This is a genomic window from Streptomyces sp. NPDC096324 (assembly GCF_044763015.1).
Taxonomy (GTDB): Bacteria; Actinomycetota; Actinomycetes; order Streptomycetales; family Streptomycetaceae; genus Streptomyces.
Map to the genome: position 1 here is coordinate 1 of NZ_JBIWFK010000015.1, position 22,102 is coordinate 22,102.

Below are 22,102 nucleotides of genomic sequence, written 5' to 3' on the forward strand. Positions count from 1 at the left end.
TCCAGCATCATCCCGAACTCATCGACGGCTGCCTCACCGAGACCGGACTGACCCTCACCCCAGACCACCCGAAGGCAGTCCGAAAAGGTCAGTAGCCACCACAACTGGAACCTGAGAGGTGGGGCAGGTCAAGATCACCCGATCGTGCGGCAGACCCCTCCTCAGCACACTGCTGCGCACCTCCGGCGGAGAGTGCCGTGAAAGCGACCGTGAGCAGGAGGCCGAAGCGGCAGAACTCTCCGGAGAGCTGCTTATCCCCTCCGATGCCGCACTCCGCCTCGCTTACTGCAACACTCCAGACGAATGGGTCGCCGAACACTTCGGCGTCAGCCTCAAGTTCACCCAATGGCGCATGACCGCAACAGGTGCTCGCATCCGAGCGATGCGTGCGGCGGCCCGCCGCACAGCCTGACGACGGTAGGTGCGGAAACTCCCGCACGGCTGACTGCACGTGAGTGCGCGAGGATCACTCTGAGGCGTTCTCCGCCCTTCGTCACACCCGCAGCCGCGTCGTTACAACTGCCCCTGAGGTGCTGCTCGATGGGGACCGTCTCGACCAACAGCACCACCCGGGCTGCGAGACCACCGCACTGCCACCGTCCTCGACACGAGCACGCGGGTACAACCCGATACGTTTGCCCGCCCGGAGAGTGCTTCTTCCCGTGCAGCCAACAGGACCCTGGACAAGTCCCATCGTTGCGGGTCAGAAGCACTCCCCGGTTATCTGGTCATGACGTGGAGTGTCAGGCCGGGTGGCTGGGAACGGTCAGCCGGCGGTGCCGACCAGCTTCCAGGGCTCGTGGTCGGCGTCGGCCCCGGTGCCAGGGGCACTGCCCTTGGTCTCCCACTTGGCCTTCCAGACCTTGCCGTTGTACTTGACCGTGGTCTGCTCGATCGGCTGGCCGGCCGGGGAGTAGATCTTGGTCGCGTCCCAGTTCCCGGCACTGCAGCCACCGGCGGGCGGGGTCGCCGCGCCGAGTCCCTTGAGGTTGTCGGTCACCGGCGCGTACGCCGTACCGCCGATCGACAGACTCGTGTTCACCGGACCGGTGATCGGGAGGTAGTAGATGATCGGCAGGTCGAGCGACTTCCCGGCCGGGATGATCTGGCAGTAGTCCAGCGTCGTGCTGATCCGGTGGAGCGTCGCACCGGGCGACAGCTTCCACTGGCCGCCTTGGGCATCGGTCTGCCAGTTGCCGTCCTTGACCAGCCATGACGTCGAGGCCGGAATGTCGAACGACAGCTTCGTGTCCTTGCCACCGCCGAGCGTGCGCCCGGTGTTGTTGGTGATCCGGACGGTCGGCTGCAACGGCCACAGGTTCGCCGTGGAGGTCGGGTAGTTGACCATCTCGACGCTCAGGTTGGCGGTCACCGTCGGCGCGACACCACTGCTGCCGGTACGCAGACTGTTGTCATAGGCGCCGATATTGCCCAGCTTCTCGTTCAGCCGGGTGGTCAGCGTGTACCCCATCCCGCACGGGGTGTCCGGCTGGATGTCCTCCGGGCAGGAGTAGTCGCCGCCGAGCTCCCACATCATCACGCCGCCCGCACCGGTCGACTTGACCAGATCGGTGACCGCGTCGATGCCCTGCTCGTCCTCGGTCGACAGGAACACCTTCTTCTCGGCGTTCCACAGCCACGACGTCTTCGTGGTGTCGTCCCAGTACCGGGTGTACTGGCCGGTGCGCCGGTCGGTGATGTCGGTCTCCGGCCTCAGCCCGACGCTGGGCGCGTAGACCGGCGTGATGTTCTTCTCCAGGTTCTTGGTGTGCCACAGCGGGTTCGTCCCGGAGCCGAGCTCGCTGCCGTTGCTGGTCTCGTCGTGCCAGATGTTGTCGATGCCGAAGGCACCGTCACCACACGGGCGCCTGATGCCCGTACCCGGCTGGCAGCCGCTCGGCTTCTGCGACGTGCCCCACAGGCCGTTCGTACCGCCGGTGACGTTCTGCCAGCCGCGCGTGTAGTAGGGCACACCGATGTTGACGCGCCCGGCCTGCAGCGCGCCGCGCATGTACTTCATCGCCCAACTGGTGTTGAAGTACCCGATCTTCCCGTACTCCGGAGTGGCGTACTGATCGGCCAGTTCCGGGTCCTTTCCGTCGTCGAACAGCGCCGCGTTCGGACCCACGACCTCGTTCCAGGTGCCGTGGTAGTCGTAGGCCATCAGGTTGGTGAAGTCCTGGTAGTCCAGCGCGGTCTGGTTCGCCATCCCGCGGGTCAGGTAGCCGGAGGCCGTCGACGCCGAGGTGAGCAGGTAGTACTTGTTGTCCGCGGCCGAAGCCCGGTTCAGCGAGTCCCGCAGCGTCTTCATCAACGCGGCGTACGTCGTGGGCAGACCCTTGCGGCGCGGGTTCGACACCGCCCAGTCGGTCGGATTGCCGGTGTCCTCGAGGACCGTGGGGTACTCGAAGTCGATGTCGACACCGTCGAACCCGTAGGTCCGCAGGAAGTCCACGACCGAGTTCGAGAACGTGTCGATCCCGCCCTGGTTGACCGAGCCGTCGGCGTTGGTGGTCATCGCGTAGAAGCCACGGGAACCGGCCCAGCCACCGACCGAGATCAGCGTCTTCACCCGCGGGTGCAGGCGTTTGTACTTCGTCAGCAGGTTGAAGTGCCCCTTGTAGGGCAGCGAGGGATCCATCTCGGCGCCGGCCTCGCCGGGCCACTCCTTCTGGGTGGCGTTCGAGTCGACCTTGATCTTGTTGTTCTCCACCGACGCGAACGCGTAGTTGAGGTGGGTCACCTTCGACCACGGGATGTTCTTCACCAGGTAGTGCGGCGTGCCGTCGGCGCCCGTGCGGGCACCGTTGAAGTAGCCCACGACGCGGCGGCCCCGGCCCTGACCGAGCCATTCCCGGCCGTCACTCTGATAGACCTTGCAGTACGGCGTCGCCACGCCAGGGGTGGTCGCCAGACCGTCCGGCCGGCAGTCGCCGGACGCGGCCGGCCGCGAGCCGCCGTCGTCGCCACCGGGGTGCGACTCCATCGGGTCACCGACACCACCGTTGGCACCGAGATCACCGGCACCGCCGTCGCTGCGGCTGCCGTCGGCGTAGCTCGGCACCAGCCAGCCCTCGATGTCACCGGCACCACTCGCCACGGCGGTCTTGACGGCGGTCTTCGCCGTCGTACCGGAGCGGGTCATGGCGAAGTCCTCGATCCCGTCGCCGTTCAGGTCGGCGAAGGTCCCGTAGGTGCCCTGGAAAGGATCGTCGGCGCGGATCACGCCCAGCGACTTCCAGCCGGTGGTGACGCTCCACGGAGCGCCGGTGTTCTGCCAGGCCCGGACCTCACCGGTGGTGTACTCGACCCGGACCGTGTCGGCCTTGTGGTCACCGGTGATGTCGGCGAAGGCGACCTGCGCGCCGCGCGACTCACCCGGAGTGGCGAAGCCCGCGACCTTGTCCCAGCCGCCCGGAGTCGGCATTCCCTTGCCCTTGTTCTGCCAGGCGGTCGAGAAGCTCATCCGGTCCAGCGTGATCAGGTCGTCGCGGCCGTCACCGTCGAGGTCGGTGAAGTACAGCTCCGGCTCGTAGGTGAGGTTGTTCGCGACGATCGTCGCGCTGTCCCAGCTGATCTTGCCGCCACTGCTGGTGTTCCGCGACATCCGCATCGCGGGGATGCCGGTCGGCGAGTCGGCCGGCGGCAGGATCCGGATGTAGTCGTCCTTGCCGTCACCGTCCAGGTCTGCGAAGTAGACCAGCGCGGGGTTGTTCCCGCGGTCGGCCGGGCTGATGTCGCCCAGCGAGACCGCGTCCTTGCGCGGGTCGTCGTTGCGCCAGCCGGTGACCTTGCCGTCCGTACCGACCACCGCGTAGTCGGCCTTGCCGTCGCCGTTCAGGTCGGGGAAATCGATCTTCGAGCCGGTCGCGGCGGCGTCCCGGATCTTGCCGATCGGCTCCCAGACGTACGAGCGGCCGCTGATCATGTGCTGCAGGACCGCGATCCGAGCGCCTTCGCCGAAGGCGTCCGCGATCTTCTGGTAGCCGGCGTCGGTCGGGTAGATCTCGTTGGTGATGTCCTGCGGGGTGACCGAGCCCAGATCGACCAGCACCAGCCGTGCGCCGTCCTTGATCCTGGCGTCGGCGATCGTGCGGAGCGCGCTGTTGTAGGCGTCGATCCGGGCCTGGTACGTCGGGTTCGTCGACGGCGGCAGGGTCCCGAGCAGGACCGTGGTCGTCGGCGAGGCCCGGTAGATCGCGTCCAGGAAGCTCCGCATCTTCCCGGCCGTCGCCGTGCCGTCGGCACCGCCGGCCAGGTCGGCCGTGCCCGCGACCAGGGTCATCATGTTCGGCCTCAGCGTCTGCAGCGCGGGGATCGTCTGGGCCTTGATGTCGTCGATGCCCTTGCCGTCGAACCCCATGTGGTCGGGGTCGCCGCGCTTGCCGTTCTTCAGGTCACCGACGAAGTCCGTGCGCTTGAAGATGAACCCGGCCACCGTGCCACCGACCACCGCAATGGCGGTCAGGCCCTTCAGGATGGTCTTCAGGTAGTCCCGGAAGCCACCGTCGTCGGTGCTGTGCACACCGGCCGTGATCCCGTCGCCGGTCGGCATCACCCGGAGCTCGTCGATCGCCGGGTTGGCGCTGGGTGACGGGCTGGGGCTGGGCGACGGGTCGGTCCCGGCCGCGTTGAGCTGGCCGGACTGGACCGGCCGGTGGTCGGAGTTGCCCTCGGACCGGACCGAGACCGTCGGCTCCAGGTTGGTGTGGGTGCTGACGAAGTAGTCCAGCTCACCGCTGTTCTGGTGGGTCGCCTGACCCGAGCTGTTGATCCGCATGGTCGGCGGGAAGCTGTCCCGGCCCTGGAGGACCCGCGGCTCGACGTTGAAGTCGCCACCGACCGTCGCGTGGTAGGTGACGTGACGCTGGTTCCCGAGGAGCTCGATCTGGTCGTCGATGGCGTCCAGCATCGCCCCGGAGTCACCGCCACCGCCGGACAGGCCGTGCATGGTGAAGTACCACTCGTTGCCGAACCGCGCACCGAGCGCGTTCCGGCCGGCGTCGACCGGGTTGCCGACGACGATCAGCTCGTCGGGCGCCTCGGTCAGGACGAGCGCGTTGTTGACCCGGCCACCGATCCGGCGCGGGTTGGTCGCGTCGTCGTCGGTCTGCAGGAAGTAGACCTCACGGGTCGGGATGGTGTTGCGGTAACCGCTGCCGACGAGCCAGGTATGGTGCAGCACGGTGTACTGATGCCTGTTGCCCTGGCTGTCGGTCGTGGTGAAGGTCTGGCTGGGCTGTGCGGCGCTGTTCTCAGGCGGTTGCGGGCCGACCTCCTGAAGCATCAGGATCGGCGCCTGCAACGCCAGCCGATGGACCGTGTTGGTCCACTTGCTGCCGGTCACTGCCTTGTTGTCGGACCCCTGCATGTTCCAGCTGATCAAGGGCGTGGAGGCCGCAGGGAAATCGGTGGCGGCGGCCGGAACGACAACTGACGCTGTCAGCCCGGCCATCACCGCCACCGCGGCGATTAATCGGCGAAACACGAGTTCCCCGTTTCTCACATCCAACGGATCGGGAACAACCGAAATCGTTGGAAACTGATTGGTCTCCCAACCGTAAGCCGCGATCATTGATGAGGCCCCGTCAACTCGCCGACGGGGCCGCCGTGGTGAGTGTCGGGGACGATTTCGGAGTCCGGGCAGGTTGAGCGCCCGGGAAGTCGGCCGACAGCGGTGGCGTGTCAGGTGGACGCGGATTCACGGCTCCGGCGGGCTCGCTCCGCTCGCGCGGGCGCGGTGTGAACACCGGTGTGTCTGGGCCCTGTTGTGGCCCGGTTGTCTTGTTACCAAATGCGGACAGAGCCGAGTAAACAATGCTCGTCCCGGCGCCATCTCATGGGGTGCAGCGAAACAGCCGATGCGGCCGGCCGCCCTGCGAAAGCAAGGGAAGGCGCCGTGTCCCACAGATCATGGGGGAGCTTTCATCATGACCACGTACCGTGCCCGTCGTACCGCCCGTACCGCCGCTCTGGCCACCGTCACCGCCGCGCTGGCGCTGGGACTGACCGCCTGTGGCGGCGCCGACGGCGGCTCGAAGGCGGCGGGCCGCGGCCACAGCGCGGGGACCGCCCAGAGCCGGTCCGCGTCCGAGGGGGGCGCCAAGGGCAGCGCGGCGCAGGCCAACAGCGGTGGTGACACCAAGGAAGGGGCGTCCTCGGCGACCGCCGCGGGCGGGGTGCGGGAGATGGCGAGCAAGAGCACAACGGCCGGCGCCCGGCAGTGCGGCGGAGACGAGCTGCTGGTCACCGCGGTGCACCGGTTCGCCGGCGAGCAGGGCGACCACCTGCTGCTCACCGCGGTGAACGAGGGCACCAAGCCCTGCTGGGTCACCTCCTACCCGGCCGTGGTACTCAACTGGAACAACGACAACGTCGCGCTGCCGCACTCCAAGAAGGACGCCCCGGGCGGCGACAAGCACATCACGCTCCAGCCCGGAGGCAAGGTGTACAGCGCGGTGAACCTCTTCGCCTACGGTTCCAAGAACCACACGGCGCAGTCACTCGCCTTCGCGCTGCGCGGCGAGGACGGTCGCCCCGGCCCCTTCTACTCCGTCGTCAGCAAGGGGCAGAACCAGAAGTTCACCTGGACCGAGGCCGACGTGCTGAACTGGAACGCCAAGAAGCCGTACGACTTCTGACGGTCCGCCGGCCGATGACGCGTCGCCGCCTTCCCGCACGTCCACGGCCGCGACGCGCAAGGCTCCCGGGCGGCCGACGGACCAGTGACTCGGCGAGATCACCGGAGACCGCCCTGCAAGCCCACACGCTCAACCGGCTCCTGAGGTGCTTCCGCCGGCCGGGCAGGTGTGATCGCCGCGACCGCGCGCGAGCACCTGCCCCGCCTCCTGGCGCCGGAGGGCGAGCGCGCCGAGGAGGTCGGGGGCACCCTCACCATCGACACCACCCCCGAAGGCGCCACCGTCACTGCCGATCTGCCCCTCGTCATCCCCGCGGCCGAGACGCCCCGGAGCTGACCGGCGAAGCCCCTGTGCCGTCGTACGCCATGCCGCCGAGGGCAAGACGGCAGGGTTGTCGCAGACTCCCCCGCGCATGTCGCTTTCTCCCGCCGCGCGCTTCCTACGGTGAAGCCATGGCACCCACACAGCCGGCAGCGGCCGGCGAGAACAGCCCCACCGCGAAAGTGCTGGTCGAGCGGGACGGTCCCGTGCTGCGCGTCGCGCTCAACCGGCCGGAGAAGGCCAACGCCCTGGAGCGGACATGGTCGCCCAGTTGTCGTCCGCCCTGACCCTGCTCTCGGATGATCCCGGGCTGCGCGTCGCGGTCCTCCACGGGCACGGAAAACACTTCACCGGCGGGCTCGATCTCGCGTCCCTGGCCCCACGGCTGGCGACGGGTGACGACAGCATCCTTCCCGAAGAAGGGCGGGACCCCTGGGGTCTGTACCGGGCTCCCGTCGGCAGGCCCGTCGTCACGGCGGTGCACGGACGCTGCTTCACCGCGGGTCTTGAACTCGTCCTCAACAGCGAGATATGCGTCGCCGCCGCGGACACCGTCTTCGGACAGCAGGAGGTGAGCCGGGGCATCGTCGCGCTCGGCGGCGCGACGATCCGGCTGCCCGAGCGGGTCGGCTGGGGCAACGCCATGCGCTACCTCCTCACCGGTGACGAGTTCGACGCCCAGGAGGCCTGGCGCATCGGGCTGGTGCAGGAGGTGGTCCCCGCCGGTGAGCATCTGAACCGGGCCCTGGAACTGGCGCACCGGATCGCGGCCCAGGCCCCGCTCGCGGTGCAGGCCACCCTGGCCGACGCGCGCACCGTTCTGGCCGGGCACGTCGCGAGGTCGGCGGCCGCCCTGCGCGGCGACGTGGGCCCGCGGCTCTTCGCCACGGGCGACGCCGCGGAAGGCGTCGCCTCCTTGATCGAGCGCAGGGCGCCCGTCTTCCGAGGTGCCTGACCGACCCGGGAACACCCCGGGCCGCCGACGGCTCCCGCCCGCGAACGTAAGGAAGCACATGCACGCACTCATCGGTGACCAGCCACGGCACTACCGAAGGCTGGCCCTGACACCCGGTGTCGTCCAGGACTGGGAGGACGGGCTGCGGACCGACCCATCCTCCGAAACGTTCGAGTGGTGGTACTGCGACGCCCATCTCGACGACGGGACCACCCTGACGGTGGAGTTCCACACGAAACCCCCGTTCGTCTCCCCGAAGACACCGCTCACACCCTTCGTCCTGCTCACCGTGACCGGCCCCGACGGGACCCGGACCGACAAGACCTTCACCGGGGAACCCGGCGACTTCTCGGCGTCCGCCGAAGGCTGTGACGTCGTCATCGGCCGCAACACGTTCCGGGGCGGACCGGACGGCTACGCCGTCCATGTCGAGATCGAGAACGTCGAACTGGACCTCCGGCTCACCGCCCGGGTCCCGCCCTGGCGTCCGGCCACCGGGCACGCCTTCTTCGGCCCCGAGGAAGAGCACTACATCGCCTGGCTGCCCATGGTGGCCCGCGGCGACGTGCACGGCCGCCTCGACGTCGGCGGCACGGTGCGCGGTGTGAGGGGCGACGGCTACCACGACCACAACTGGGGCAACATCGCACCGCGCAAGGTGCTGGATCACTGGTACTGGGGGCGGGCTCGGATCGGCGACCACACCGTGGTCACCCTCATGTTCGTGAGCCACGAGCGGTTCGGAAAGGTTCCGCTGCCCGCGGTGCTCGTCGTGGAGGAGAACGAGGTCAAAGTCTCCGCGGTCGGCGCCGACGCGGTGTCGTTCACCGAACGGGACGTCCGTGTCCGCCCCGCGACGCGCGTTCCGGTCGGCTCGCACCTCGAATACCACGTGTCGAACGGGTCCCACCGCTACACCGTGGCCTTCGACCACGAGCAGGACGTGTTCCATCTCGACCTCGGGCAGGCGGGCGCCTACCACCGCTTCCTGGGCGCCGCGTCCTTGCACCGTGCCGGCGCCGACGGCACCCGGACGCTCCGGGCCAGGGCCCTGTGGGAGCTCCTCCACTTCGCGCCCCTGCGGCAGCCGCCCGCGCCCAAGGCCGTCCCGGTCGTCGGCCATCAGGCCTGACCTCGGACGGTACCGTGATCCGCGCCGGACGCCCCACGGCCGTCGCGGACGCGGGATCGGCACCCGCCGTCCAGGTGCGGGACACCGGGGCCGGCGCGAGGAGAGAGGGCATGCCATGCGATTCGGTGTGGTGGCGGTCGACGGATGCTGGGACTCCGGACTGACCTCGGTACTCGACGTCCTGCGGACCGCCCACGCCGCGCGTGAGCGCGTGGATGCCGGGCTTCCCGGCCTGGAGTGCGTACTCCTCACCCCGGGCGGTACCCCGATCACCACGGCAGGCGGACTCCTCGTGGCCGCGGCACGCCCCCTGGAGGACGCGGCCTCGGCGGGAATCGACCTGCTGCTCGTCCCGGCGCTCGGCGCGCAGAGCCCGGCGACCATGGTCGACGCGCTCATGCGCCCCCAGATCCGCGCCGTCCGTTCCGCTCTGCGCCGCTGGACGGCGGACGGCCATCCTGCCGCGGCCGCCTGCACGAGCACCTTCCTGCTCGCCGAGGCCGGACTGCTCGACGGCCGCTCCGCGACGACCACGTGGTGGCTGCGTGACCTGTTCGTCCAGCGCTATCCGAAGGTCACGCTGGACATGGACCGCATGGTGGTGCGGGACGGCGCCGTCGTCACCGCCGGTGCGGCGTTCGCTCATATCGACCTCGCGCTGAGCCTGGTCGCACGGATCAGTCCGCGGCTGGCCTCCGAGACCGCTCGGGCACTGCTGATCGACCAACGGCCCACGCCGAGCGTGGCCGCGTTCACCGACCATCTCCACGGCCAGGACCGGCTGGTGAGCGACTTCGAGGCATGGGCGCGCACGCATCTGCACCAACAGGTCGGGGTGGCCGACGCCGCACTCGCCCTCAAGGTGACCCGCCGCACCCTGGAACGCCACGTGAAGGAAGGGCTGGGGACCACTCCGTACGCCTTCCTGCGCGCCCTGCGCGCGGAGCGGGCGACGCATCTTCGCGCGACGACCTCACTGCCGGCCGAGGACATCGCCCACCGCGTGGGCTACCGGGACGCGGGCAGCGTCCGCAGGCTGCGCACCGGCCGGTGACCCGCGCCCGCTGAGAAGACCTTTCGAGGACGCCGGCACAGGCGCGGACGGTCCCGGCGTCCCGGCGTCCCCGCGCCACGCCCCTCCGCGCGCCGGTGAGCACTGTTTACTCACGTGCTCACCTCGCCGGTGGCCGACCGTGGAACCAGGTTCCGTGAGTCGGCCATGAGCGGTGGCCAGGGCTCCCGGTTCGTGTGACGGCCTCCCGTGGGGACGGGACCGTCGCGCCCAGGTGGCCGTGTCGCCCAGGAAGGAAACTGGGCGACCCGGCCGCCTCGCTCCGCACGAGCTCAACTCAGCTGCCCTGTACGGCAGTACGCCGCATCCGACCGCCGGATGACCTGGCGTCCCGGTCCGGCGGCGCGCGCCCCTCGGCCCACTCCTCCTTGATCCCCCGACCGTGAGGAAAATTCGCAGACATGACCACCACCGCCAGGACATCCTCTGCTCACTCCCGTACATGCCACGCCCGGCCCCACGGAGTGGCGTGCGACGTGGACGCCGCGGCGCGCCACCAGTTGTGGTGGACCGCTCAGCAGTCGGCCGGACGATCCGAGCGTCCGCCCGTCCAGGCGGATCATCTGCGGCAGTGGGCCGGTGTTCTCATCGACGCTCTCCTCGGCTTCGACGACGACATGCTGCGGCTGCCGGGTCCGCAAGCCGACGTGTGGCGGCGGCGGTTGGCCTTCTCCACCCGGCACCGGCTGTCCCCGATCACGGGGAATCTGCCGACCAGGCGATGGCTGGTCCACGCCCGGCAGCGAACGCAGATCCGTCTTGCCCTCCCCACCGACCGGCGCCTGTACCAGCTGTGGGTTCCCCATCTGGTGGACGCCGTCCGCGGCCTCGTCGTGCAGAGCGCCGCGGCGGCCGCGCAGTCGAGACAGTCCGAGGAGGATCCCGGCGTCACGGCCCATCTCCTGAACGCGCGGCACGACCTCCTCCATGCCTGCCAGGACCTGAACCGGCATACCAGGTAGGACCGTTCGCCGGCCCGGCCGCCGTCGGCTCAAGTCTTCGGGTTCAGGGCCTTCTTGAGTTCCGCGCGCGTGGACACGCCGAGTTTCCCGTAGATGTTGTACAGGTGGTTCTCCACGGTCCGGCGGGAGATGGACAGCGCGTCGGCGACTTCCTGTGCCGAGGCGCCCGAGCTGGTCAGGAGTGCGATGTCGCGCTCGCGGGGCGTCAGCGCCGCCGCCGGTTCGGGGGCTGTGGTCAGCAGGGGGGTGCGGGCGCCCTCGCACTGCGCCGCGAGCAGGCTCGTGCGGTTGGCCGCCGCGGTGGCTTTACGGGTCTCGCCGGCGCGCTTCCATCCCGCGGCGGCCGCCGCGGAGGCCTCGGCCGCCAGCAGGACCGCGCCCATCTCCTCGAAGGACCGCGACACGGATTCGAGGGCCTTGGGGTCTTTGCCGGCCAGCTCGCTCACGTAGGCGGCCCGGGCGTGGGTGAAGGGCGAGTCGCTGGTCCGGGCGAGGTGGGTGATCCGCTCCACCACCTGCCGGGGCCCGCCCAGTCGGGCGACATCGGTGAGCAGCGCGGCCTCCGAGCTGACGACTCCCGCGTCCCGGGCCAGCAGGGCCGCCTCGACGAGGACCTCGCGGGCGGCCTCGAGCCGGCCCGCGGCCGCGTGCAGCCAGGCCGTGGCGAGGTCGTCCTCGCCCACGAACAGGCCGACGCGCGGGTACTGGTGTGCCTCGGCCAGTGCCTTCTCGGCGGCGTCGTTGTCGTTGACCTGCGCGGCGGCGGCCGCGAGCCCGCACAGGGCGGGGCGCATGGCGAGGGTCTGTCCGAGCGGGCGGCCGAGTGCGATCGCTTCCGCGTACCAGTGGCGTGCGGAGCGGGGGTGGCCCGCGAGCCATTCGGCGCGGGCGAGTTGCAGTGCCGTCCAGACGTGCGGCACGTGTGCGCGTGCCGCCATGAGTTCGGTGAGGGCGAGGTTGCCGACGGTGCGTGCCTCGTCCAGCCGGCCGGCCTCGGCGAGGGCGAAGACCAGGCCGTTGCGCTGGGCCGCGGGGTGCAGGTAGAGGGCCTGGTCGTGGTGTTTGAGGTGGACGTCGTAGGCGGTCTCGGCGGTCGTGATGGCTTCGGCGGTGCGGCCGGTCATCGTCAGCCCCGGGGACTTGTACATGAGGCTGAGGAGCAGCACGTTGACGTCCGCCGGGTCGTCGGCCTCGTACCCGATCTCGCCCAGGGCGTCGAGGCCGGCCCGGGGGTCGCCGCAGGCGATGCGGATGGTCGCCTCGGCGGAGCGGATGCGGAACTTCGCGGACGGGCTGTGGGCGTGCCGGGCCGCCTGTTCGATCACTTTCAGGGCCTCGGCCTGGTGTCCCTGGACCCAGAACAGGTTCTGCACCCGGGTGAAGGCGACGTCGAGGATCTCGTCCTCGCCCGCCGCCAGTTCCTGGGCCTGTACGAGGACCGCCTCCACCTCGTCGGTGCGGCCGGCCTGCGCGAGGCAGTGGCCGAGGAGCAGCAGGCAGGCGGCGTCCCTCTCCTCCTGCGGTACCGCTTCCAGCAGTTGGACGGCCCGGTCGTAGCTGTGGGTGTCCTGGGCGATGCGGGCGGCGGCGAGCAGTTGTCCGGTCTCGGCGGTGCCGGTGGCCTCGACCTGCCAGGCGACGGAGCGGAAGAAGTCTCCGCGCCGCCGCAGGCCGTGTGCGCTCAGGGCCTGTGCCTGGTTGAGGTAGAGCCGTCGGCGTTTGAAGGCGGGCATGTTGGCCTGGAGCGCTTCGCCGTAGATCGGGTGTGTCAGGTCGATGCGGGTGCGGCGTCTGTCGAGGGACACGTGGGCCAGGTCTTCGGCTTCGAGTTCCAGCAGGGCTTCGTCCCGCTCCGTCTCGGACAGGAGGCTGCCTGGGGTGATGGTGCCGCAGAGGGAGACCGCCTCGAGGAGGGTGCGCGCGGGGGCGGAGAGGGCGGACAGTCTCGTCTCGACCAGTTCGGCCAGGTGCGGTGTGGTCGTCTCCGGCTGTGCGGCGGGCGCCAGTTCCCAGACCTCGCCGTCGTCGTGCATGGTCCGGGCGTCCAGTGCGGCGATGACGAGTTCCCGCAGGAAGAGGGGATTTCCCGCGCTCTTCAGGTATATCTCGTACGAGGTTCTGCGGCTGACGGGCCCGTCGAGCATCGACTCGAGGAGATGGTGGGTTCCCTCCTGGTCGAGGTTCTTGAGATTCACCTGACGGAATCCGGATCCGGTGGTCAGTGACCGGGTGTCCTGGGTTGCCGGTTGGCCGTCGCGTGCGGTCGACAGGAGGAATATCTTTCCGGCGTCAGAAAGGCGTTGGAGAATGATGAGGGAGGACTGGTCGAGCAGGGGAATGTCCTCGACGAGGAAGAGGGTTCCCTTCGTTCTCTTCGTTCTCCCTCCCTCGATTTCCGATGCGATGGCGGTGAACACGCTGGTGACGTCGGCGGCGGTCGTGCCTGCCGGGATGATGTGGGCGAGGGCTCCGAAGGGGACGGCCGAAGCGCCTTGTGTGGCGGTCGCCCGGACGGTGTTCCAGCCCTTCGACGCGCCGGTGTGAAGGCATTCGTCGGCGAGTCTGGACTTTCCTACGCCCTGAGGTCCGTGGATCGAGAAACCCCGCCCGCCGGGGTCGGCCAGTGCCTCGTTGTAAAGGGCCAGTTCGGTGATGCGTCCCACGAGAGGTTGTTGTCCGGCGCCGATTTTTTTCATCCTCGAACGTCCTCGCAGCAATGTGGGGTCCGCCGTCGGGGATTATCCGGTCGAACTCGGATCATTCCCGGACTCTCCATCATACGCGCGGCGTCCGGCGTCGCCCTGGTCCTGCTTTTGGGTCCGGTGGCGGTTCGGCGTCCTGTTTCGGGGTCCGGCCGGGGGTTCAGCCGGTGCAGTTGTGGAAAGGCAGAGGGGGTTTCTCGCGCAGGCGCGTGAGGAGTGCGGGGTCGATGTTCCGGCCGCTGATCACGGCCACCTGTCTGCCGGCGGCCGGGAGGTCGTGCTCGTGGTAAAGGTGTGCCGCCGCGGTGACCGCCGCGGACGGCTCGACGCTCATGTCGGCGTGCCGTGCCAGCAGGGTCACGCTGGAGGCGATCTCGTCCTCGGTGACGGTGACGATGTCGTCGACGAACGCCCGCAGGTGCTCGAAGGCGAGCTGTCCGACGGTGGTCGTGCTCAGTCGGTCGGCCATGGTGCGGCCGACGCGTTCGGCCGGCCAGGACACCCGCCGTCCGCGGTGCAGGCTCTCCTGGGCGTCCGCCGCGAGTTCGGGCTCGACGCCCACCACTTTGATGCCGGGGCGGGTGAGCTTCAGCGCGGCCGCGACCCCTGAGATCAGCCCGCCCGTGCCGACCGGCACCAGCACGGTGGCGACGTCCAGGCCCAGGGCCACGGCCTCCTCGGCGATCTCGAGGCCGATCGTCGCCTGGCCGGCGATGATGTCGAGATCGTCGAAGGGCGGGACGAGCACGTGGCCGTGTTCCTCGGCAAGCCGCTCGGCGAGGAGGGCGCAGTCCCGCGCCGGTGCCAGCCGGACCTCGGCGCCTTGTCCAGTGACGCTGTCGATCGTCGCTTCGGGTGTGGTGGAGGGCAGGACGACCGTGGCCTTCACGCCTTCTTGGCGGGCCGCGTGGGCGAGGGCTCTGCCGTGGTTTCCGCTCGAGCCCACCACGACCCCTCGTGCCCTTTGGGCATCGGGCAGCCGCAGGAGGAAATTGCAGACGCCTCGGATTTTGAACGAGCCGGTGACCTGCAGGTTCTCGGGCTTCAGGAGCAGTGAGCGGTGTCCGCAGGAGGCCCATGGCGCGGCGAGCAGCGGTGTGCGGGCGATGACGGGCTCAAGGCGTTGGCGAGCGGCGTAGATGTCGTTGAACGTCAGGACAGTCATGGCTGGGCCTCGTCCCTCCAGAACGGAAATGACCTTCGGTCGGGCTCGTCCGGGGACCTGGGCCGCGTCCGGCGTCCGGTGGGGGCGCGTGTCCGCACGGCCCGGTGGTGGCCGGTGCGGCCCGGTGGCCGGTGCGGCCCGCTACCGGGCCGAGCGGGCGGCCTGGCCGGCCGTGTCGGTCTGCCGGTGGCCGGCCACGGTGTGGCTCTTGGCGGTGCGCCGCAGCAGGAGGGCGACGACCACGGCGGCCACAAGGGCGGCGACGCCGCCGCTGACCATGGCGAGGTGCATGCCGGAGGCGAAGGCGTCCCGCGCCTGGTCCACCAGCGACAGGTTTCCAGTGCTCTGCCCCACCTGGGCGGCTGCCGCGAGGGAGGAACGGGCGGCGTCCGCGACCGGGGCGGGGACCGCGCCGACGTCGAGGTGGCTGCGGTATCCGGCGCTCAGGACACTGCCCAGCACCGCGATGCCCAGCGCGCCGCCCAGTTCCCGGGACAGGTCGTTGACGGCGGAGCCGACGTTCTGCAGGTGCGACGGCAGCGCGTCCGTGATCGCGGCGGTGGCGGGGGCCATGGCCAGTCCCATCCCCGCGCCCAGCGGCACGAGCCCGCTCACCAGCAGCCAGTACGAGCTGTCGGCGTCCAGCCGTGCCATGACGAACAGGCCGGTGGCGACCAGCAGCAGTCCCACGGTCCAGGGGCCGCGGGCGCCCCTTCGGGCGACGAGACGCGGGCTCAGGCGAGCGCTGGGGATCATCGCCGCGGACATCGGCAGCACGCTCACCGCGGCCACCAGGGCACTGTCACCCCGTACGAGCTGCAGATACTGCATGACGACGAAGATGAATCCGAAGAAGGCGAAGAACTGCAGCGTGATCGACAGCGATCCGGCCGCGAACGGCATCCGCCGGAACAGCCTCGGGTCCAGCAGGGGGTGCGGGTGCCGCAGCTCCCACGCCACGAACACGCCCAGCACCACCAGGCCGGCGGCGATGCCCACCAGGGTGCGCGCGCTCCCCCAGCCGTGCTCCGGCGCCTGGATGACCGAGAAGACCAGCACACCCAGGCCCAGCACGGTCAGGACCGCGCCGACCACGTCGATGCGCCGGCTGTCGGGCTGCGCCGACTCCGGGACGAAGCGGTAGGTGCCGATCAGCGCCACGCCCGCCAGGACGACGTTCAGCCAGAACACCGAGCGCCAGGACCACAGTTCGAGGGCGGCACCGGAGGCCAGCAGGCCCAGGACCGCGCTGGCCCCGGCCACGGCGGCCCAGATGCTGACCGCCCGTGCCTGCTGTGCGCGCGGGAAGGTGCTGGTGATGGTGGACAGCGTCGCGGGCATGATGAAGGCCGCCGCCACGCCCAGCACACCGCGCAGGGCGATCAGGACGACGGGGTCGGTGGTGAACGTGGCGGCCAGGGAGACTCCGGCGAAGGTCGCCAGGCCGCCGAGCAGCGCCTTGCGGCGGCCGAAGCGGTCGCCCAGGGTCGCCGCGAGGAGCAGCAGGGCGGCGAAGACCAGGCTGTAGGCGTCGATGATCCACGACAGCTGGGTCTGGTCGGCGTGGGTGTCGCGGGCGATGCCGGGCAGGGCCACGTTCAGCGAGGCCATCGCCGAGACGACGGTCGCCAGTGCCAGACAGGTCACGAGCAGTACCGCGCCGTGGCGCACGGCGGGCGCCGGGCCGTCGGGATGGTCTGAGGAGGTGAGACCGTTCACGAGAGTTCCTTGGACGAATGATCCGGGACGGATGATCGGCTGGACAATGCCGGATTCGTGGATTCGTGGATTCGTGCTGTTCACCAGCCTGTCCGTAGCTGTCCCGCGGGGAATGAGTAACGCGCACTCAATGCCGCGGAGCCTTGGTGGGCGGGGGCCGTGGAGGAGCCCGGCGGGCGGCGGAAAGTCCGTGGAGGAGCCGGCGGGCGGGGAGCCGGAGGATCTCGGCTCCCGCGCCGTCGCGGCATCGCGGCATCGCGGCGTCGCGGCTCACTACGCCCGGTTCACGGGCTCACGACCGCCCAGTGGCTGACCAGCCCGTCGCCGGCGGCGGCGCCGGCGTCCACGGCCAGGGCGTCCACGATGTGGGTGCCGCGGCCGTGCTCGTCGGCGGGGCGGTCGGCGCCGTACTGGTCCTCGACGGGGCGGGGGCCGCCGTCGGTGACCGAGACCAGGACGGCCTGATCGTCGCAGTGGCCCAGGTTCACCGCGATCGGCGGCTCGGCGTAGTGGACCGCGTTCGTCACGAACTCGGAGACGACCATCAGGACGTCGTCCACGGTCTCCTCGTGGACGCCCCAGGCCCGCATCACCCTGCGTGCGGCGCTGCGCGCGGACGAAGGTGCCTGCGGACCGTGCTCCAGGACCAGTCGCCAATCGCCCGACGTCTCGTCCGCCGACGACGGTCCGGCCGTCGGGGAGGCGAGGAGAGTCTGCGGCGAGTCGGCGGTGATGGTGGGGCACGTCATGGTGATCACGACCTCGGAGAGCTGCTGTGCGACTCTTCCAGGAAACGGCTGTGCGCCCCTTTTCGACTGAGAAAGCGGTACTCAAACCGCGCGGCGACGACGACGGTGGGGCCGGGCTTCTCGCCCTGCGTACGAGCTCGGACCGCGTGCTGACCTGGTTAGGCTTGCCGCGTGATCATGCCGACTCTCACCCCGATGAGGTTCACGCCGAACGAGATCGCCGAGGCCGTCGGCATCTACGCGAGCAACCCCGCGTACTGTCGCGGCTCCGGTGAGTACGACCCCGAGCGCATCGCACCCGAACAGGTCGAAGCCGATCTGCGCGAGGAGGCCGGGGGCGACGGAGGTCATGTCCTGCTCGCCCGGGACACCGAGGGCCGGGCCGTCGGACTGGTCTGTCTGCTGGACCGGCACCCCAAGGACGGGTATCCCTGGATCGGGCTGCTGATGGTGCACGGAGACCGGCGCCGCCGGGGCGTCGGCCGGCTGGTCGTGGCGGCTGTCGAGGAGCGGTTCCGTCGTCAGGGGCGGGACGGTCTGAGGATCGCGGTTCTGGAGAACAACCCCTCGGCCTCGGCCTTTTGGAGTTCACTCGGCTGGCGGGAGATCGACCGCCGCCGCGACATCCAGCTGGGCCGGCCCTGCATCGTGATGCACAAGCCGCTGACCTGAGCCGGGCATGTCGTCAACTCGGCCCGGCTTCCCGGCTCTTCGACGTGCCCCCGCCCCTCAGGGTGACTACCGCTCACCGGCTTGAGCAAGCTCTTGTGCGAGCCTGCTGGCGGCTCGGGTGAGCCGGATGTGGCGGCCATAGGGCTGGAGTACAACACCCCCAAGTGCCGTTTCCAGATCGGCCAGTCGCCGGCACACCGCGAGTGGTGTCATCCTCAGCGCACCGGCGGCCCGCGACAGCGTCCCCTCGCGTTCCAAGACATGCAGTATGGCCCGTTGTTCGTCGCTGACCACGGAAGCCCTCCGGACAGCTCGACGAGAGTGCGGGAGGATCCAGGCGCTGTTTCCGGCGGTTGCGGAGCGGACTGCGGCCGAGCGGCGAGTCTTCGACACCGGCTCATGCCGGCTCTTTGATACCGGCCGCGCCAGGGCACTCTCTTTTCCGGACAGCAGCCTGGCAGGCGGCCCTGTCGCGAGGATGAGTATCCGGTGCTCACCAGCGGACCGGCCGCACCGGCCACCGCGGGTGGCGGACGAGCTCGACAAGACCCGGGGGCTGACACCCTTGCGCGGCTCTACTCGGCGTCGGGGCGTCCCACCTTGCGCAGCAGGTCGGCGAGTTGGCCCTGCTCGCGGGCCGAGAGGCGGTCCAGGTCGTCGGCGATGGCCCGGACGTACGCGGGCATGGTCTCCTCCACCGCCGCGCGCCCGGACTCGGTGAGTTCGACCATGACCACGCGACGGTCATGGGGGGACTTCTCACGGCGGACCAGGCCTTGTTTCTCCAGGTTGGAGATGACGACGGTGAAGTTGTTCGGGCTCTTCAGGTGCTTCTCGGCCAGGCGTCCGGCCGGCAGCGGGCCGACGTAGTAGAGGGTCTCCAGGGCGCCGAACTGGCTTGTCGTGAGCCCGGAGGCGAGCAGGGGGCCGCTGGTGCGCGCCTCCACCGAGGCGGCTGCCCGGATCAGTTTGATGAAGAGGTCCAGCGACCGCTTCTCGCGGGCGCTCCCGTCGTAGTGCGTGGGCATCGCACGCCCCCTCTCCGTCACTCTCCGCGCTCGTGGCCGACCCTACCGGTCTCCGAAGCCATGCCGAAAACTCCCGGCACCGCGCCCCTGCGTGGCCGGCGAGATGAGTAGCACTTGCTCAACCGGGCGGTGGGGACGGCTGCCTAACGTCGGGGCATCCGCATCGGCGGACCTCGAAAGGAGCCTTTTCATGAAGACCGGTTCGTACAACCACAACGAGATCGTCGTGACCGTCGACCTCGACGGCGACAAGAGCCCCGAGCAGGGCTTCAAGGCCGGATCGATGAACCACAACGAGATCGTCTGGACCAACCACAACGAGATCGTCGTCGACGGCGGCGCGCAGGCCTCCGAACCGGCGCCGAAGGACGTCGAGGCGGGCGCGGCGCGTCGTGCCGGGGCGATCGGCGGCAACCACAACGAGATCGTGCTGCACGGCGTCTCGTTCGACGAGGCCGGCGAGTAGCGGGAATGGGCGGCCTCGGAACCGGGACCAGGGGAAGGACTCCGTTCGGGATCGGTGTGCCGGCGGGGGGATTCCCGCCCGTCGCCATGCTGGTGCTCCTCGGCGAGTTCCTCTCCAACGTCGGTTCCGGGGCGACGTTCCCCTATCTGGTCGTCTACCTCAACGACGTCTGCGGCCTGTCCGGCGGTCAGGTCGGAGCGGTTCTCGTGGTCCGCTCGCTGGCCGCCGTGGCCGGGGCCGTGGCGGGAGGCGCGCTCAGTGACCGGTACGGGGCGGCCCGTACGGTCACCGGGGTCGCCGCTGCGGCCGCTGCCGCCGCCGCTGTCATGGCCTGCGTACGCGGGGGCGTCGTGGCGCCCGCGGTGGTGGCGGCCGTCGCCGGTACGGGCGCGGCGACGGCACTCGCGCCGGCGCTGGACGCGCTGCTGGCCCGATCGGTGCCCGAGAGTGCCCGGGAGAAGGCGTTCTCCTGGCGCAACACCGTCGTGACCACCGGGGCGATGCTCGGTGTCGCCGGTGCGGCCGTCGTGCTCGGCGTCTTCGGAGCCGTCGGCGGACTGCGCTGGGTGTACGCGCTCGACGCGGTCTCGTTCGTCGTGCTGGCGGCGCTGGTGGGCCGGGTGGCCGGGCGCCGCCGGAGCATCGAGGCAGGCGCCCGGGCGCACGGCGCGGCCGAGCGCCTCGCGGACCGGCACGGCCCCGGGTCCGGGTCTTCGGATCAGGGTTACGCGGCGGTTGCCCGCGATCCGGCCATGCGCCGGGTGTTCGTCTTCGTGCTGCTGGTGGTGGCGGCCGGGTTCGCCCAGCTTCAGATCGGCCTGCCGGCCGTGTCGGTGCTGACGCACGATGTCGACGGCCTCGGGTGGGTGTTCACCGCGAACATGCTCGTCGTCGCGCTCGTCCAGGTTCCCGCCCAGCGCGTTCTGACGCGGTTTCCCCGGCCGGTCGTCCTCGCGGGAGGAGCGGCCTGCATGGCCGGGGCCTGGGCGATCGTCGCCGTGGACTCGGCGCCGGCCCCAGGTACCGGAAGTCTGCTCGTGGCGGCCGTGCTGTTCGCCCTCGGGGAGATCGCCTACATGCCGGTCGTCACCGCGCTGGTCAACGACCTGGCGCCCCCGGGACTGGCCGGACGCTACAACGGGGCCCACACCCTGGCGTGGACGGGCGGCTTCGCGATCGGTGCGGCGGCCACCGCAACGCTGCTGGGGGCCGGCTCCATACGGCTGTTCTTCGCCGTCTCCGCCGCCGTTCTCGGCGTAACCGCGCTGGGTGCGCTGAGCCTTGCCCGCATTCTCCCCGAAGGAGGCCCCGATGACCGGCCGTGAACACAGTCCCGCCCTGCGGAGGGCCATCGAAGCAGCCGAGTACGCGCTGGAGGCAGGCCGGGCGAAAGAGGCGGAGGAACTGCTGCGCGCCGCGCTCGACGCCGACCCCTCCTCGGCACGCGCCCTGCGTACGGGGCTCTTCGGGGTGCGGGACATCGAGGTACGCGGCATGCTGGCCACCGCCTGGCGGATGCGGGGCAGATACCGGCACGCCGAACTGCTGCTGTCGTCGACGCTCGCCGCGGCGGAGAGCGCCACCGGTCCCTCGTCGCCGACCGTGGCCTGGCTGTGCAACGAATGGGGCGTCCTGGGCAAGTACACCGGGGACTTCGAGGCCGCCAAGAGGCGCTACCTGCGGGCGCTGAAAATCTATGAAGAGGCGTACGGGCCCGATCACGACACCGTGGCCATGGTGTGCCACAACCTCGGCGGGCTCGCCCACGCGCGGGGTGACGCGGAGGGCGGGGAACCGTGGGCGGCCCGCTCGGTGGAGATCCGTACCCGGCTCCACGGGCCGGACCACGTTCTCACGGCCCTCGACGCGGCGGCCTGGGCCGCTCTGCTGGAGGGATGCGGGCGTCTCGACGACGCCGAGCTCCGGCTGCGTCAGGCCCTCGCCGTCTTCCAGGACGTCTTCGGCCCCGACAGTTACGACGTGGCCGTGTCCCTGCACAACCTCGCCGCCATTCATCATCGCCGCGGTGAACTCGACACGGCCGGTTCGTCCTACGCCGACGCCCTGCGCCTCAAGGAACAACTGCTGGGCGCGGACCATCCCGACCTGGCACCGACCCTGGTGAACCTGGCCGCGGTGAAGGCGTCCCAGGGCGACCGCGGCCTCGCCCGGTCGCTGTACGAGCGGGTCGTCGGGCTCTTGCAGCACAGGGTCCACGAGCGGCACCCCACTTTGACCGTGGCCCGGGAGGCGCTCAACAGCCTTGCTGTTCCCGGTGGTTGAGTCCGGTGTGCTTCACCTGGGCGGGCGGAGCGCTGTGGCTCCCGGGCGCCCGGGGCTCCGGTCGTGCCACCGTGATCGACGCGACGGGAATCGCGAGGAGTACACCGGCCACCGCCGCGGTGAGGCCTGCTGCCGTCAGGGTCTTGTGCATGACTTTCCCGTCCTGGAAGGGCTGGTTCACTGCCCTTCCAGGGGACATCCGGCCGGTGCGGTGGCGGCTGAGCAATCGGTACTC

At 70.2% G+C, this 22,102-nt stretch carries 20 protein-coding genes; 13 read left to right on the forward strand and 7 right to left on the reverse strand.

Features of this window, described 5'->3' with window-relative positions:
- Window positions 1-118 precede the first annotated feature (118 nt).
- Window positions 119-412 carry an ImmA/IrrE family metallo-endopeptidase gene (locus ACIQ7M_RS33055; protein WP_403651138.1) on the forward strand — a complete coding sequence of 98 codons (294 nt, stop codon included), beginning with the start codon at window positions 119-121 and terminating at the stop codon, window positions 410-412.
- 354 nt (window positions 413-766) lie between these two features.
- On the opposite strand, the gene ACIQ7M_RS33060 is transcribed toward ACIQ7M_RS33055, so the two are convergent.
- Window positions 767-5,347 (reverse strand): glycosyl hydrolase family 18 protein, encoded by a 4,581-nt coding sequence (locus ACIQ7M_RS33060; RefSeq protein ID WP_403651140.1) that lies wholly within the window; start codon window positions 5,345-5,347, stop codon window positions 767-769.
- A gap of 22 nt (window positions 5,348-5,369) precedes the next feature.
- Between ACIQ7M_RS33060 and ACIQ7M_RS33065 the strand changes: the two genes are divergently transcribed.
- The 8 genes from ACIQ7M_RS33065 to ACIQ7M_RS33100 all read left to right on the forward strand — a co-directional run bounded on the left by ACIQ7M_RS33065 (window position 5,370) and on the right by ACIQ7M_RS33100 (window position 11,083).
- Window positions 5,370-5,546 (forward strand): hypothetical protein, encoded by a 177-nt coding sequence (locus ACIQ7M_RS33065; protein WP_403651142.1) that lies wholly within the window; start codon window positions 5,370-5,372, stop codon window positions 5,544-5,546.
- A 384-nt stretch (window positions 5,547-5,930) separates the two neighbouring features.
- The gene (locus ACIQ7M_RS33070) at window positions 5,931-6,641 is read left to right on the forward strand and encodes a DUF4232 domain-containing protein (protein ID WP_403651144.1); all 711 of its coding nucleotides are present in this window, start codon (window positions 5,931-5,933) and stop codon (window positions 6,639-6,641) included.
- Window positions 6,642-6,809: 168 nt separating this feature from the next.
- Window positions 6,810-6,977: a hypothetical protein gene (locus ACIQ7M_RS33075; RefSeq protein WP_403651146.1), complete on the forward strand. Its 168-nt coding sequence runs from the start codon at window positions 6,810-6,812 to the stop codon at window positions 6,975-6,977.
- Window positions 6,978-7,093: 116 nt separating this feature from the next.
- Window positions 7,094-7,249 carry a hypothetical protein gene (locus ACIQ7M_RS33080; RefSeq protein ID WP_403651148.1) on the forward strand — a complete coding sequence of 52 codons (156 nt, stop codon included), beginning with the start codon at window positions 7,094-7,096 and terminating at the stop codon, window positions 7,247-7,249.
- Window positions 7,222-7,917: a crotonase/enoyl-CoA hydratase family protein gene (locus ACIQ7M_RS33085; RefSeq protein ID WP_403651150.1), complete on the forward strand. Its 696-nt coding sequence runs from the start codon at window positions 7,222-7,224 to the stop codon at window positions 7,915-7,917. The genes ACIQ7M_RS33080 and ACIQ7M_RS33085 overlap by 28 nt, the downstream gene beginning before the upstream one ends.
- A 58-nt stretch (window positions 7,918-7,975) precedes the next feature.
- Complete coding sequence (locus ACIQ7M_RS33090) at window positions 7,976-9,049, forward strand: lipocalin-like domain-containing protein (protein WP_403651152.1); 1,074 nt, start codon at window positions 7,976-7,978, stop codon at window positions 9,047-9,049.
- Window positions 9,050-9,164: 115 nt separating this feature from the next.
- Window positions 9,165-10,103: a GlxA family transcriptional regulator gene (locus ACIQ7M_RS33095; RefSeq protein WP_403651154.1), complete on the forward strand. Its 939-nt coding sequence runs from the start codon at window positions 9,165-9,167 to the stop codon at window positions 10,101-10,103.
- A 494-nt stretch (window positions 10,104-10,597) separates the two neighbouring features.
- Window positions 10,598-11,083: a hypothetical protein gene (locus ACIQ7M_RS33100; protein WP_403651156.1), complete on the forward strand. Its 486-nt coding sequence runs from the start codon at window positions 10,598-10,600 to the stop codon at window positions 11,081-11,083.
- A gap of 29 nt (window positions 11,084-11,112) precedes the next feature.
- Here ACIQ7M_RS33100 and ACIQ7M_RS33105 read toward each other — a convergent pair whose 3' ends face one another.
- The 4 genes from ACIQ7M_RS33105 to ACIQ7M_RS33120 all read right to left on the reverse strand — a co-directional run bounded on the left by ACIQ7M_RS33105 (window position 11,113) and on the right by ACIQ7M_RS33120 (window position 17,418).
- A complete protein-coding gene (locus ACIQ7M_RS33105) occupies window positions 11,113-13,746 on the reverse strand; it encodes a LuxR C-terminal-related transcriptional regulator (RefSeq protein WP_403651158.1) in 2,634 nt (877 codons plus the stop codon).
- 199 nt (window positions 13,747-13,945) lie between these two features.
- Window positions 13,946-14,950 (reverse strand): threonine/serine dehydratase, encoded by a 1,005-nt coding sequence (locus tag ACIQ7M_RS33110; RefSeq protein WP_403651160.1) that lies wholly within the window; start codon window positions 14,948-14,950, stop codon window positions 13,946-13,948.
- 141 nt (window positions 14,951-15,091) lie between these two features.
- On the reverse strand, window positions 15,092-16,669 hold the full coding sequence (locus ACIQ7M_RS33115; RefSeq protein ID WP_403651162.1) for an MFS transporter: 1,578 nt from the start codon (window positions 16,667-16,669) through the stop codon (window positions 15,092-15,094).
- Window positions 16,670-16,953: 284 nt separating this feature from the next.
- Window positions 16,954-17,418, reverse strand: a complete 465-nt coding sequence (locus ACIQ7M_RS33120; RefSeq protein ID WP_403651164.1) for an ATP-binding protein — start codon at window positions 17,416-17,418, stop codon at window positions 16,954-16,956.
- 177 nt (window positions 17,419-17,595) lie between these two features.
- Here ACIQ7M_RS33120 and ACIQ7M_RS33125 point away from each other — a divergent pair, with 177 nt between their 5' ends.
- Window positions 17,596-18,090: a GNAT family N-acetyltransferase gene (locus ACIQ7M_RS33125; RefSeq protein WP_403651397.1), complete on the forward strand. Its 495-nt coding sequence runs from the start codon at window positions 17,596-17,598 to the stop codon at window positions 18,088-18,090.
- A 66-nt stretch (window positions 18,091-18,156) separates the two neighbouring features.
- Here ACIQ7M_RS33125 and ACIQ7M_RS33130 read toward each other — a convergent pair whose 3' ends face one another.
- On the reverse strand, window positions 18,157-18,483 hold the full coding sequence (locus ACIQ7M_RS33130) for a LysR family transcriptional regulator (protein ID WP_403651166.1): 327 nt from the start codon (window positions 18,481-18,483) through the stop codon (window positions 18,157-18,159).
- A gap of 182 nt (window positions 18,484-18,665) precedes the next feature.
- Entirely contained in the window at window positions 18,666-19,118 is a 453-nt protein-coding gene (locus ACIQ7M_RS33135; protein WP_355776013.1) for a MarR family transcriptional regulator, read from the reverse strand.
- 190 nt (window positions 19,119-19,308) lie between these two features.
- Between ACIQ7M_RS33135 and ACIQ7M_RS33140 the strand changes: the two genes are divergently transcribed.
- The 3 genes from ACIQ7M_RS33140 (at window position 19,309) to ACIQ7M_RS33150 (ending at window position 21,867) form a co-directional block, all read left to right on the forward strand.
- Complete coding sequence (locus ACIQ7M_RS33140) at window positions 19,309-19,584, forward strand: hypothetical protein (protein ID WP_403651168.1); 276 nt, start codon at window positions 19,309-19,311, stop codon at window positions 19,582-19,584.
- Window positions 19,585-19,670: 86 nt separating this feature from the next.
- Complete coding sequence (locus ACIQ7M_RS33145) at window positions 19,671-20,909, forward strand: MFS transporter (protein WP_403651170.1); 1,239 nt, start codon at window positions 19,671-19,673, stop codon at window positions 20,907-20,909.
- Window positions 20,896-21,867 (forward strand): tetratricopeptide repeat protein, encoded by a 972-nt coding sequence (locus ACIQ7M_RS33150; protein ID WP_403651172.1) that lies wholly within the window; start codon window positions 20,896-20,898, stop codon window positions 21,865-21,867. Before ACIQ7M_RS33145 ends, ACIQ7M_RS33150 begins: the two co-directional genes overlap by 14 nt.
- Window positions 21,868-22,102: the final 235 nt, after the last annotated feature.

What these genes read in the sequence shown, in the direction of transcription:
- ACIQ7M_RS33065 (WP_403651142.1), top strand. Translation starts at nt 5,370, where the DNA reads ATGTTCCAGCTGATCAAGGGCGTGGAGGCCGCAGGGAAATCGGTGGCG.
- ACIQ7M_RS33070 (WP_403651144.1), top strand. Translation starts at nt 5,931, where the DNA reads ATGACCACGTACCGTGCCCGTCGTACCGCCCGTACCGCCGCTCTGGCC.
- ACIQ7M_RS33080 (WP_403651148.1), top strand. Translation starts at nt 7,094, where the DNA reads ATGGCACCCACACAGCCGGCAGCGGCCGGCGAGAACAGCCCCACCGCG.
- ACIQ7M_RS33085 (WP_403651150.1), top strand. Translation starts at nt 7,222, where the DNA reads ATGGTCGCCCAGTTGTCGTCCGCCCTGACCCTGCTCTCGGATGATCCC.
- ACIQ7M_RS33090 (WP_403651152.1), top strand. Translation starts at nt 7,976, where the DNA reads ATGCACGCACTCATCGGTGACCAGCCACGGCACTACCGAAGGCTGGCC.
- ACIQ7M_RS33095 (WP_403651154.1), top strand. Translation starts at nt 9,165, where the DNA reads ATGCGATTCGGTGTGGTGGCGGTCGACGGATGCTGGGACTCCGGACTG.
- ACIQ7M_RS33110 (WP_403651160.1), bottom strand. Translation starts at nt 14,950, where the DNA reads ATGACTGTCCTGACGTTCAACGACATCTACGCCGCTCGCCAACGCCTT.
- ACIQ7M_RS33120 (WP_403651164.1), bottom strand. Translation starts at nt 17,418, where the DNA reads ATGACGTGCCCCACCATCACCGCCGACTCGCCGCAGACTCTCCTCGCC.
- ACIQ7M_RS33125 (WP_403651397.1), top strand. Translation starts at nt 17,596, where the DNA reads ATGCCGACTCTCACCCCGATGAGGTTCACGCCGAACGAGATCGCCGAG.
- ACIQ7M_RS33135 (WP_355776013.1), bottom strand. Translation starts at nt 19,118, where the DNA reads ATGCCCACGCACTACGACGGGAGCGCCCGCGAGAAGCGGTCGCTGGAC.
- ACIQ7M_RS33140 (WP_403651168.1), top strand. Translation starts at nt 19,309, where the DNA reads ATGAAGACCGGTTCGTACAACCACAACGAGATCGTCGTGACCGTCGAC.
- ACIQ7M_RS33145 (WP_403651170.1), top strand. Translation starts at nt 19,671, where the DNA reads ATGCTGGTGCTCCTCGGCGAGTTCCTCTCCAACGTCGGTTCCGGGGCG.
- ACIQ7M_RS33150 (WP_403651172.1), top strand. Translation starts at nt 20,896, where the DNA reads ATGACCGGCCGTGAACACAGTCCCGCCCTGCGGAGGGCCATCGAAGCA.